Below are 11,410 nucleotides of genomic sequence, written 5' to 3'. Positions count from 1 at the left end.
GATCTTATGAAAAAAATCTTCCAGGCAGCTGCTGCCTTCCTGTTAGTGATCTGTGTGACTGCACAATCATCGCAGGCACAATTAAAAAGATTTAGCATTGGTCCGTTTGTAGAAGCCGGCTTCCCCACCGGAGATTTCAGCGAAACACATAAAACCGGCTATGGCATTGGCATTGGTGCCGATATTAAACTGGTAGCTGGTTTAACCGCCGTGGGTTCTGTGAGTTACTTTTACTTTGGAGGTAAATCCTTCAATGATGGTACCAGCAGCTTTGACTTTAGAGACTTAAAAGCTATTCCTATCCGTCTGGGATTGAGATATAACGTGTTCTCCATTCTGTACGCCAAGTTAGAAGGTGGTACCGTTCAATATGCAGGTGGTGATTACAATGGTATTGGTGGGCTGGTTGCGCCAGGCATTGGTATCCGTGTACTGGGCCTGGATGTGGAAGGAAAGTATGAAGCCTGGTTTAAAGATGCTACCAGAGGGTTCTGGGGGCTGAAAGCAGGTTATAATTTCTAGTATTCGTTTACGTTATACAAGGCGGCCGTTTCTGTCAGAAACGGCCGCTTTTATTTTTTGGGAGAGATATAAGTGCGCCAGGTGGTATTTACCAGTACAAGCGCTAATTTCAGAAGAGACGCCACCTGTAAGCTGTCCTGCTAATATACCGTTACTGACCAGGTCCTGTCAAACAACTGCCCCGGATGCAATGCATTCATCCCTTCTTTATCCGACAGCTGTCCGTTGGCATTTACAGCATCTGCAATCCCGCACCATGGCTCTATACAAACAAAGTCGGCATCTTTGGCTGACCAGATACCCATGTAGGGGAACCCGTCGAATTGCACGGTGAGGCCATATATCGTCAGGTCGCTTTTGATGGAGATTTTATTGGAGGCCAGGTTTTTAAACACCAGTGCATCTTCATAAAACAGCGGTTTATGGAGTGGCAGCTTATTGGTGTTTTGCAAAAACGGTACTGGTGTGGTTTCTATCTGGCCCCCTGCGGAGAGTGGCCATTTACCGGCGTTTTCCGGCTGGTTAAATTCCAGGTAGTAATCGGTAAAAGATGAACCCTCTGCCAGGGGCACGCGGAACGCCGGGTGGGCGCCTACGGAGAAATACATACTATCATCCCCGGTATTTTTTACGTGATAGGTAACGGAGAGGGTATTTTCTTCCAGCACATAGCGGATGCTGAAAATAAAATGAAAAGGGTAAACCTTTAGGGTGTCTTCATTGTCTATCAGAGAGAAGAGTACGCTATCGGGTCCTTGTTCGGTGACAACAAAGTTCATGTCTCTCGCGAACCCGTGCCTGCCTAGCGTGTATTCATTTCCGTTATACGTATATTTATTCCCCAGGAGTCCGCCTACGATGGGAAACAGCACAGGGCTTTTCTTTCCCCAGAAGTCGGGATTACCACTCCACATATATTCCAGGTTGGTATCATTGCGGAGGATGCTTTGAATTTCTGCTCCTTTTTCTGCGATACTTACCGTTAATTTTTCATTGGAAAGCCGAATCATGACACAGTTATTTAATGCTGAGCAACGAAGATAATCTGTAAATTGCAAACCGAAACAAGTGCAAAAAATAAAATAGTTAATATGGAATCATTAAAAGGTAAGAAAGCCCTCATCACCGGTGCAGGTAAAGGTATTGGCCGTGCTATTGCGGTAGCACTGGCGGCGGAAGGCGTGGATATTGCCCTGATGGGCCGTTCTGCAGGTCCGCTGGAAGAAGTAGCCGCGGAAGTACGCCAGCATGGCGTAAAAGCAGCGGTTGCCACCGGCGATGTTGCAAAAATTGCGGAAGTGAATGCAGCAGTGGCCAGTCTTACTGCTGAGCTGGGCGAAATCGATATCCTTGTGAACAATGCCGGCATTTCTACATTCGGCGGCTTTATGGACCTCACGCCTGAAAGGTGGGAAGAAATCATCCAGGTGAACCTCCTTGGGGCGTACTACGTAACCCGTGCGGTGCTGCCTTCTATGATCGACAGGAAAACCGGCGATATCATTAATATTTCTTCTACTGCAGGACAGAAAGGCGCTCCTGCCACCAGCGCATACAGTGCCTCCAAATTTGGACTGCTGGGCATGACGGAATCATTGATGCTGGAAGTGCGCAAGCATAATATCCGCGTGAGTGCTTTAACACCAAGCACCATTGCTACTGATATGGCAAAAGAGCTGAAACTGACGGATGGCAATCCGGAAAAGGTAATGCAGCCGGAGGACCTTGCAGAGATGGTAGTGGCGCAGCTGAAACTGAACAGAAGAGTACTATTGAAATCAGCTACACTGTTTTCTACCAACCCGTAACAGGCCGCCGTTGCCGGCACCACAAAAGTAAAAAACAAAGATTAATCAATCCCGTGCGCAGCCTCCTGTTTAGCGTTAACTGCATTGGGTAGTATGGACAGCATTCTCCAGACAATTACTATGCAAACAATGCCTGCTACCAAACCTGTTTGTAATGCAGGCAGATAGTTATTAGTGTTTGTATGAGTTTCCAGCACCGCATAAAAGATACCACCAATAACGCTAATGCCTAATGCCGATGCCGTTTGCTGAAATGTTGAAAATATTCCCGAGGCTGCGCCGGCATCTTTTTCATTAATATTGTTTAATACCACGTTTAGTAAAAAGGGTAAAACCAAGCCATTGCCCAGGCCATACAACGACAAAAACAGCATAGATATAAACGGCATGTCGTAGTCCCTGAAAAAGAAAATCTGCAAAAGAAATGAAAGTAATATAATACCCAGGCCAAGCTGTAAAACACGTTTGCCATACCTTGGCAGCAGTTTACCGGCAATCATGGATGATATCATGAACATGATAGCGTGAGGCACGAAATACATACCGCAGGTGACAGCATCCACTCCCAAACCACTTTGCAGGTAAACTGCCATCATTAGTAAGTACGCTGTATGAAACATAAAATGGAATAATACAGCCAATAACCCAACCCTGAAATCCATTACTTTAAAAAGTAACACATCGATGAGGGGATTTTGCCGGTTTGCTAATTTTCTTTTTTGAATGGCAACAAAATATATTAGCAGCAATACGGATGAAAGCAATAGCAAATAAAACCATGCAGGAAAACCACTTTCCCGGCCTTCCGTCAGTGCGTATATCAGGCATGCTAAACCAATCGTTAACACGAAACCGCCCTTATAATCAAACTTTATCCGTTGTAGTGTTGGTGTTTCAGCCAAATAAAAATGGATTGCCAACAGCGATAAAATCCCAACAGGAAGATTAATAAAAAATATCAGTCGCCAGCCAGCTATCACGAAATGGATCGCTGCCAGATATCCACCCAACACCTGTCCGATAATTGCTGCAATACTTAATGTAATGCCGTACCAGCCAATAGCAACCGCTCTTTCTTTACTATCAGTGAATAAAAGCTGAATGAGTGAAATAGATTGCGTTACCATAAATGCGGAGCTTACCCCCTGAAAAAACCGGGCTATATTTAATTGTGTGGCATTTTGACTTAAACCACAGCTGCAGGAGGTGATTGTGAACGCCAACATCCCCCAAAAGAAAACCTTCTTTTTACCGAGGAAATCACCCGCCCGTCCTCCTATCATAAGGAAGCAGGCACTGCCCAGCAAATAGGCTGCTATCACCAGCTGTATTTCTCCGTCAGTGGCGTGTAGATTGGTTTTTATGGTTGGTATGGCTATATTGATGATAAAGATATCAATGACATACAACAGGGGTGCGGTAAGTATCACCACAAGCGCCAGCCACTTATTATTCATTTGCTCCATAGTTCCATTTCTTTAGTTATGGAGCAAAAGTAGCCAGGCGTAATGCCGTCGGCAACCGAAAACTGAACAAGTATTTTTTCAGCCTCCCCTGGTGGATAATCCTTTGTTTTTTCTTTTGGGAGATATCAAACAAGGGGTAACCCGATCATTCGTTCCTGTTATAATTCCAGGTGGTGCGTCAACCATTTATTGATAAAAAACAGTACATCTTTACTATTCACTTCATTGTGCAGTTCATGGTAATCCCCCGGCCATTCCTTATAGGTAATCAGACTTTGCGGGGCTCTTTCCGCGAAGAGGCGGGAACCTTCCACGGCCGTGAGTTCATCGGCGCTACCGTGAATGAGCAGCGAAGGTACCTTCAGGTCTTTGGCATGGTGCAGGCACCAAAGGCCGTTTACGATCATATCGTTTGCCAGGCGGAGGCTCATCCTGTCGTGCCGCTGCGGATCAGCCCTGAACTTTTCCACCTGTGCAGTATCATGGGAAATTTTAGTGATATCCAGTCCCTGGCTGATGCGCAGGTTGGGCATTATTGTGGCGGCTATGCGCAGGAACGCCCTTAGCAGCGGGCCGGGGCGCCTGGCCACTATCAATGCCGGCGCTGAAATAACGGCGGCTTCAATATTAGGTTGCTTGCGCAGCAGGAATCCGGTGAGCATGCCCCCTCCCATACTATGGCCGTACATGACTACCGGTTTATCATACAGGTCCTGCACATGCCATAGGAAATCATAGAGATAGTCCATGGTGAAATTCAGGCCCCTTGTAGCCCCCCGGGCGCCATCGCTGCCACCGTGCCCGTAATGGTCAATCCCCGTGACGGCATAGCCTTTATCGGCAAAATAGGTAGCCACGGCGTCGTAGCGACCTATATGCTCCCCGATACCATGTATAATAATCATCACATGGCTGTACTGTTCGGGTATCCATTGTAATCCGTGAAAGCGGGTATTGCGGGCTGTCCAGTAGAATTCGTTGCCTGTCATGCAAATGAATTTTCTTTTGAGAGATAACAGTTATGGCGTAAAACGAAGATAAACAATATCTTTAAGCCCAAAATCTGCAATACAACCAAACATGAGTAAAGAGAATACGGGCTCACCGGTGTATAGTATTCCGTTGCGCTTCCGGAAAATGGAGAACCTGCACATAGTTTTCTGGCTATTGAAAGATATCGGCTGGTGCATGGTATGGAAGCCGCTGGGGATAGCCATGATTTTTCCTACGCTGATTATTTCCATCATCATTGCCTGGCGCACCCGACAATATATGGCAGAGCTGACGCACAACCTGGCCATCACGCTGTGGATCAGCGCCAACTCCTACTGGATGATCAGCGAGTTTCTGCATTTCGATGAAAAGATTGTTTTCGGGGCGGTAACGTTTAAGCACCTGGCCATGGTACCATTTACACTGGGCGTGCTGGTGCTGGCATTTTATTACCTGTATTATCAGCCTACCCATAAAGAGGAGGACGAGGAGATTGTAGAAGGTTAGCATTTACATCTCCCTGAAAAAAATAAAAAGGACGCCACACGGCGTCCTTTTTTGTGGTCGGATTACACGGCATCCGATAAGGAGGTAAAAGTAAAGTCGCGTATTTTCATGGGTGGAATCATTGCTTCCTGGTTACTTTCGCCGCTGATCGTACGTTCACTGATGCCAAGTTCTTCGAGGTTATTGAGCATGATGACCGGACTTTCATTGAATCTGAAATTTTTCACAGGGTATTTGATTTCACCGTTTTCGATGTAGAAAGTTCCGTCGCGGGTAAGGCCGGTCAGCAGGATCGTTTGCGGATCTACTTCGCGGATGTACCAGAGGCGGGTCACCAGGATGCCTTTCTCTGTTTCTTTGATCAGCTGATCGAGCGTTTTGGTACCTCCCACCATGATGGCTCCATCGGGGCCAGGCACTGCTTTAGTTTTCTGTTTTTCGGCCCAATACCTGGAATAAAACACATTTTTCATGACGCCATTTTCTATCCAGGTAGTTTTTTCCATGGGTCTGCCATCATTACTATAGGGAGATGTAGGCAGTTCCGGATGCCAGGGGTCCGAGTAAATCGTCACCCTGTCGTCTACCAGTTTTTCCCCTACTTTGGTTTTACCTCCCGGCTTGCTGAGAAAGCTGCGGCCTTCGTCGGCGCTGCGAGCGTCCATGTTGAAGAACATGTTTTCCAGCAGCACTATGCCGGCAGCAGGTTCCAGGATCACGGTATATTTACCGGGTTCCAGGGCTTTGGCATTTTTGGAGCCGAGGGCTTTTTTGGCGGCGATGGTGGTGCCGGCGCCGGTATCGAGCTTGCGGACATCATTCACCCCTTTGGAAATATAGCCGGAGCCTGTACCGTCTTCACTGCGCAGCGTGGCTGTAAAGCGCACGTTGGTGCTGGTATGATAGGCAAACAGGCCTTTGGAGTTCATCATGGCGCTATAGGCCGCGGTATTTTCCAGGAACCCTGCTGCTACCAGTCCGTTTTTGCGGGCAACGTCCAGTGAGGCGGCTACCATGTCAGCACGCTTTTTAGGGTCTACAGCGGCCGTTTCTTCCACAAAGGAAGGTGTTTCAGGGCCATACTGCTGCGGCTCCAAAAAAGGCATGAATTCGGGGTTTTCCGGGGCCAGCCTTGCCAGCTCCTCGGAGCGCCTTACTACCTTTTCCAGGGAGGCATCGTCGAACTCATTGATGGTGGCTACGCCCAGGCGTTTACCAAAGGCGGAAGATACGACCAGCTGGCTCAGACTATTCCCGCCGCTGGTAGATACGGCATTGCGGGCGTAGCGTACGTTGCCGCTATTGCTGCCGAATATATTTACTTCGCATTGATCAGCTTTTGAAAAAGCAAGTACTTTTTTCAGTAACTGTTGCGCATCTTCTTTTGTAAGGATAGGCATAGTTAAATTTTTCTTGCTGTGTTAATAACGTTTACTCCATTAAAACGGGTGGTGGCGGAGCCGTGACTCACGGCGCTCACCTGCTCCGGCTGGCCTTTGCCGTCGAAGAAGGAGCCACCGAGGCGGTAATCTCTTTCATCGGCAATGGCTTTGCAGGAATTCCAGAACTCCTGTGTATTGCTCTGGTAGGCTACATCCTTGAGCATACCTACGATCTCACCATTTTTAATTTCGTAAAATAACTGACCTCCAAACTGGAAGTTGTATCGTTGCTGATCAATGGAGAAGGAACCATCTCCTACGATGAAGATGCCACGTTCTACATTTTTAATGATATCCTGTGGCGATAACCGTTGCTTACCTGGCTGCAGGCTCACGTTAGGCATACGCTGGAACTGCACATCGCTCCAGCTCTGGGAGTAGCAGCAGCCCTGTGAGTGATCGAGGCCGATCACATGCGCCTGATCGCGGATAGCCTGGTAGTTGACCAGCTTGCCTTCTTTAATGAGGTCCCACTCCTGTGTAGGCACGCCTTCGTCGTCGTAGCCTACGGCGCCGAGGGAACCGGGTTGTTTCTTATCTGCTTTGATGTTGACAATAGGGCTGCCGAAATTAAAATTCTTCGACTCCCATTTATCCAGCGTGAGGAAGCTGGTACCTGCGAAGTTAGCTTCGTAGCCCAGTACCCTGTCCAGTTCGGTAGGATGCCCTACGGATTCGTGGATGGTGAGCCAGAGGTGTGACGGGTCCAGCACCAGGTCGTATTTGCCCGGCTCTACAGACTTGGCTTTCATTTTCTGTCCGAGCTGAGCGGCGCCCTGGCGGGCATCCTCGAGCATATCGTAACGGTTACGGTACAACGTAGTTACGCCATGAATTTTTTCTGCGTCGTTGGGCATGAGGTATTCATAGCCCATACCACGTGGGGCGCTGAGGGCACCGCGTCTTTCGAACTTGCCGGTGGCGCTGTCGATTTTGGTGATATCGAAGGTAGGCCAGATGCGGTGTACGTCCTGGTCGATATAGGAGCCATCGGAGCTGGCGAAATACTTCTGCTCATTTACCAGGAAGAGGTAGGAGCCGATGTAGTTGGCGCCGCCTTTCAGCGCGGCATCGTTGACAGACAACAGGAGGTCAGCTTTTTCTTTGATCGGTACGTCGAAGGCATTGCGTTGGATAGGTGCTTTCCAGCTTACCTCCCCTACTCCTTTCTGTGGGGCCAGTTCTACCGGAGTGGTGATCAGCCGGGAGTTTTCTTTAGCGATAGCAACGGCCAGTGCGGCGGTGCGGGCGATGTTGTCGGGACTCAGGTCATCTGTACTGGCGAAGCCCCAGCAGCCGTTGGCCAGCACGCGGATGCCAATACCGAAAGATTCTGTGTTGACAACGTTCTGTACTTTGTCTTCCCGGGTGATAACAAACTGATTGAGGTAACGACCGATGCGTACATCCGTATAGGTGGCGCCTTTACTACGGGCGGCATCCAGTGCGATATCGGCCAGTACTTTCTTTTTGGCCACGTCTACTGTATGCCACGGCGTTTCAAGGGGGATCGCTTTACCAAGAACGGGGATCTGTGCTAAGATCCCCGCTCCGATCCCCATGCCGGTGAGATGTAGAAAATCTCTTCTTTTCATGGGTTACATTTTATGTGAATGACGAATTATTAAACTGCATCCGACAAAGAAGTGAAGGTAAAGTCACGCACCTTGATGGGTGGGATCATAAAACTCCTGTAGGATTCGATACTCACGCTACGCTGTGTTTTACCAAGTGCTTCCACGTTATTCAACATAATCACCGGACTCTCATTAAAACGAAGATTTTTCACCGGGTATTTGATTTCACCATTTTCGATATAGAAAGTTCCGTCGCGGGTAAGGCCGGTCAGCAGCAGTGTTTGGGCATCTACCATACGGATATACCAGAGGCGTGAAATGAGGATACCTTTTTCTGTGGATTTTATCAGCTCTTCCAGCGAGGCATCGCCGCCTTCCATGATGATGTTGGACGGCATCGGTACCGGCTGTACGCCTTTTTTCTGTGCCCAGAACGGGGAGTAGGCCAGGTTCTTCACCACGCCCTTATCGATCCAGGTCGTTTTTTCCAATGGCAAGCCATCCCTGTTCCAGGTAGGCCCTGGCAGATCAGGGTAGAACGGATCGGAATAGATGGTTACTTTTTCGTCCATAAGCTGTTCGCCGATGCGGTTACCACCACCGGGCCTGCTCATGAAGCTGCGGCCTTCATCGGCATTACGCGCATCCAGGCCACGGAACATATTTTCCAGCATATACGTAGCCGCGATCGGCTCCAGGATAACGGTATATTTTCCTGGCTCAATGGCTTTGGCTTCCGCGCTGCTGTTGGCTTTCATGGCTGCAATACGGGTAGCCTCGTGGGTATCCAGTTTACGGAAATCGTTGAATCCCCTGCCGGCAAAGCCTGAACCGGTACCGGCGCTGTTGCGCGTGGTGATGGTAAACACCACGTTGGTATCGGTATCGTAGGCAAACAGGCCTTTGGAGTTCATAATGGCGTTGAAGCCCGTCGTATTTTCGATAAAGCCGGCTGCTTCCAGGTTGGCATCTTTTGCTACGTTGATGCTTTTAGCCACGGCATCGGCGCGGTCGTCCGGTGTCATGTTGGCGGTAGCATCGACGTAACCGGGAGAGTCTTTAAACTCAGCAGGGCCGCGCAGCGGCATGTATTCCGGATTTTCCGGCGCCAGCTTCGCCAGCTCTTCGGCGCGTGCTACCACGCGTTTGAGGGCGTCATCGGTAAATTCGTTGATATTGGCGGTGCCGGAGCGTTTACCAAAACTGGAGGTAACGCTGAGGGTGAGGGTACTGATATCGCCGGCGGTGCTGATGGCGTTGCGGGCATAGCGGATGTTACCGCCTTCGGTGCCGCGCAAGCTCACCTCACATTCATCGGCCTTAGAGAAAGAAAGTACTTTCTGCAGGAGGGCTTTGGTTGCTTCTTTATTTAAAATTGCCATTGTTGTCGTTTAGATTTTGCGAGCAGTATTAATCACGTTTACACCGTTGAAGCGGGTAGTGGAACTACCGTGCGATACGGCATTGGACTGGCCGGGCTGACCTTTACCATCATTAAAGGCGCCGCCGAGGCGGTAGTCGCTCTTATCTGCGATAGCGGTGCAGCTGTTCCAGAACTCGCGGGTGTTGGCCTGGTAGGCTACATCTTTGAGCATACCGGTGATCTGACCGTTTTTCACCTCGTAGAAGGTTTGTCCACCAAACTGGAAGTTGTAGCGTTGCTGATCAATACTAAAGGAGCCATCGCCGATGATGTAGATGCCTTTCTCTACATTTTTGATCATATCGTTTACGCTCAGCGGTGTTTTGCCGGGCTGTAAGGATACGTTGGGCATACGCTGGAACTGCACGTCTGCCCAGCTTTGGGCATAGCAGCAGCCTTGCGAGTGATCGAGGCCGATGATATGTGCCTGATCGCGGATGGCCTGGTAGTTGACCAGTATACCGTCTTTGATGAGATCCCATTGTCCGCATTTCACTCCTTCATCATCATAGCCTACGGCGCCGAGGGAGCCGGGTTGCAGTTTATCTGCCACCACGTTTACGATTTTGCTGCCGAAATTGAAGTTGCCGGATTTCCATTTATCGAGGGTGAGGAAGCTGGTGCCGGCGTAGTTGGCTTCATAGCCCAACACGCGATCCAGCTCTGTGGGGTGAGCTACGGATTCGTGGATGGTGAGCCAGAGGTGGGAAGGGTCCAGTATCAGGTCGTACTTACCTGGTTGTACGGAGGTCGCTTTCAGCTTCTGTTCTACATCGCGGGTGGCGTTTTGCACATCTTCCAGCATATCATAGCGGCCACGGTAGCGTGTAACGATGCCGCCTACCTTATCTTCCGGGCGGGCTTTGAGGTATTCGTACCCCATACCTACCGGAGAGCTGAGTGATTTACGTGTTTCAAATTTGCCGCTGGCCCGGTCGATTTTTGTTACCGTGAAGGTGGGGAACAGGCGGTGGATGTCCTGGTCAATGTAGGATCCATCGGTGGAGGCGAAGTACTTCTGTTCGTTGATGGCCATGATGGCGGAGTTCACGAAGTTAGCACCACCTTTGAGGGCTGCATCGTTTACGGACAGGAGCAGGTCTACCTTATCTTTTACCGGCACGGTAAAGGTGTTGATTTCGATGGGCGTTTTCCAGTTCACCTCGCCATAACCTTTCTGTGGTGCGAGCCTTACCGGTTCTGCTTTTACGCGGCTGTTAGCTTTAGCTACGGCTACGGCGCGTTCGGCAGCTTTGGCTACTTCTTCGCGTGTAACGTTGTTGGTAGCGGCAAAGCCCCAGCAACCGTTGGCAATAACGCGGATGCCTACCCCAAACGATTCTGTATTGGCGATATTCTGGACACGTGTTTCGCGTGTCATCACTATCTGGTTGAGATAGCGGCCAATGCGGACGTCCGCGTAAGTGGCTCCTTTGGCTTTGGCGGCGTTAAGGGCCACATCTGCCAGGTCTTTCTTGATTTTCACGTCGATACCATCATTCAGAAACCGTGATGGATCAACAGGATTACCGAATGCAAAGTTCGGCAGAACGAGGGCGCCCAGTCCCATGGCAGAGAGCTGGATAAAGTCTTTACGTTTCAAGAGCAGTTCTGTTGATTTGGTTAGATTTAGATTCGTTGGTCGACAGGCTTGTACATAAGCACACACGGC

Annotated in this window: 10 protein-coding genes; 3 read left to right on the top strand and 7 right to left on the bottom strand. The window is 49.5% G+C overall.

Features of this window, described 5'->3' with window-relative positions:
• Positions 1 to 6: 6 nt before the first annotated feature.
• Positions 7 to 522 carry a hypothetical protein gene (locus KW844_RS15185; RefSeq protein ID WP_218377639.1) on the top strand — a complete coding sequence of 172 codons (516 nt, stop codon included), beginning with the start codon at positions 7 to 9 and terminating at the stop codon, positions 520 to 522.
• 140 nt (positions 523 to 662) lie between these two features.
• Here the strand turns inward: KW844_RS15185 and KW844_RS15180 are convergent, their stop codons facing one another.
• Positions 663 to 1,532, bottom strand: a complete 870-nt coding sequence (locus KW844_RS15180; RefSeq protein ID WP_218377638.1) for an aldose 1-epimerase family protein — start codon at positions 1,530 to 1,532, stop codon at positions 663 to 665.
• A gap of 81 nt (positions 1,533 to 1,613) precedes the next feature.
• Between KW844_RS15180 and KW844_RS15175 the strand changes: the two genes are divergently transcribed.
• Positions 1,614 to 2,330 (top strand): 3-ketoacyl-ACP reductase, encoded by a 717-nt coding sequence (locus tag KW844_RS15175; protein WP_218377637.1) that lies wholly within the window; start codon positions 1,614 to 1,616, stop codon positions 2,328 to 2,330.
• A 41-nt stretch (positions 2,331 to 2,371) separates the two neighbouring features.
• Here the strand turns inward: KW844_RS15175 and KW844_RS15170 are convergent, their stop codons facing one another.
• Positions 2,372 to 3,796 carry an MFS transporter gene (locus KW844_RS15170; RefSeq protein ID WP_218377636.1) on the bottom strand — a complete coding sequence of 475 codons (1,425 nt, stop codon included), beginning with the start codon at positions 3,794 to 3,796 and terminating at the stop codon, positions 2,372 to 2,374.
• Between the two features lie 158 nt (positions 3,797 to 3,954).
• Entirely contained in the window at positions 3,955 to 4,785 is an 831-nt protein-coding gene (locus tag KW844_RS15165; RefSeq protein WP_218377635.1) for an alpha/beta hydrolase, read from the bottom strand.
• 91 nt (positions 4,786 to 4,876) lie between these two features.
• On the opposite strand from KW844_RS15165, the gene KW844_RS15160 reads away from it, so the two are divergent.
• Positions 4,877 to 5,296: a hypothetical protein gene (locus KW844_RS15160; RefSeq protein WP_255578468.1), complete on the top strand. Its 420-nt coding sequence runs from the start codon at positions 4,877 to 4,879 to the stop codon at positions 5,294 to 5,296.
• Positions 5,297 to 5,358: 62 nt separating this feature from the next.
• Here KW844_RS15160 and KW844_RS15155 read toward each other — a convergent pair whose 3' ends face one another.
• The 4 genes from KW844_RS15155 to KW844_RS15140 are packed head-to-tail and all read right to left on the bottom strand — an operon-like array spanning position 5,359 to position 11,341.
• Positions 5,359 to 6,696 (bottom strand): TldD/PmbA family protein, encoded by a 1,338-nt coding sequence (locus KW844_RS15155; protein WP_218377634.1) that lies wholly within the window; start codon positions 6,694 to 6,696, stop codon positions 5,359 to 5,361.
• 2 nt (positions 6,697 to 6,698) lie between these two features.
• Positions 6,699 to 8,333, bottom strand: coding sequence for a TldD/PmbA family protein (locus KW844_RS15150; RefSeq protein ID WP_218377633.1), 1,635 nt, complete (start codon positions 8,331 to 8,333; stop codon positions 6,699 to 6,701).
• A gap of 29 nt (positions 8,334 to 8,362) precedes the next feature.
• The gene (locus KW844_RS15145; RefSeq protein ID WP_218377632.1) at positions 8,363 to 9,697 is read right to left on the bottom strand and encodes a TldD/PmbA family protein; all 1,335 of its coding nucleotides are present in this window, start codon (positions 9,695 to 9,697) and stop codon (positions 8,363 to 8,365) included.
• Positions 9,698 to 9,706: 9 nt separating this feature from the next.
• Positions 9,707 to 11,341 (bottom strand): TldD/PmbA family protein, encoded by a 1,635-nt coding sequence (locus tag KW844_RS15140; protein WP_218377631.1) that lies wholly within the window; start codon positions 11,339 to 11,341, stop codon positions 9,707 to 9,709.
• Between the last annotated feature and the right edge of the window lie 69 nt (positions 11,342 to 11,410).

The sequence above is a fragment of the Chitinophaga sp. sic0106 genome, assembly GCF_019219075.1.
GTDB lineage: Bacteria > Bacteroidota > Bacteroidia > Chitinophagales > Chitinophagaceae > Chitinophaga.
Note: the sequence above shows the minus strand (reverse complement) of the source record. Positions and strands in the feature narration are given on the sequence as shown.

Bases quoted from the DNA above. Each gene is read 5' to 3' on its own strand.
- KW844_RS15175 (WP_218377637.1), top strand. From the start codon at position 1,614: ATGGAATCATTAAAAGGTAAGAAAGCCCTCATCACCGGTGCAGGTAAA.
- KW844_RS15155 (WP_218377634.1), bottom strand. From the start codon at position 6,696: ATGCCTATCCTTACAAAAGAAGATGCGCAACAGTTACTGAAAAAAGTA.
- KW844_RS15170 (WP_218377636.1), bottom strand. From the start codon at position 3,796: ATGGAGCAAATGAATAATAAGTGGCTGGCGCTTGTGGTGATACTTACC.
- KW844_RS15185 (WP_218377639.1), top strand. From the start codon at position 7: ATGAAAAAAATCTTCCAGGCAGCTGCTGCCTTCCTGTTAGTGATCTGT.
- KW844_RS15180 (WP_218377638.1), bottom strand. From the start codon at position 1,532: ATGATTCGGCTTTCCAATGAAAAATTAACGGTAAGTATCGCAGAAAAA.
- KW844_RS15145 (WP_218377632.1), bottom strand. From the start codon at position 9,697: ATGGCAATTTTAAATAAAGAAGCAACCAAAGCCCTCCTGCAGAAAGTA.
- KW844_RS15150 (WP_218377633.1), bottom strand. From the start codon at position 8,333: ATGAAAAGAAGAGATTTTCTACATCTCACCGGCATGGGGATCGGAGCG.
- KW844_RS15165 (WP_218377635.1), bottom strand. From the start codon at position 4,785: ATGACAGGCAACGAATTCTACTGGACAGCCCGCAATACCCGCTTTCAC.
- KW844_RS15160 (WP_255578468.1), top strand. From the start codon at position 4,877: ATGAGTAAAGAGAATACGGGCTCACCGGTGTATAGTATTCCGTTGCGC.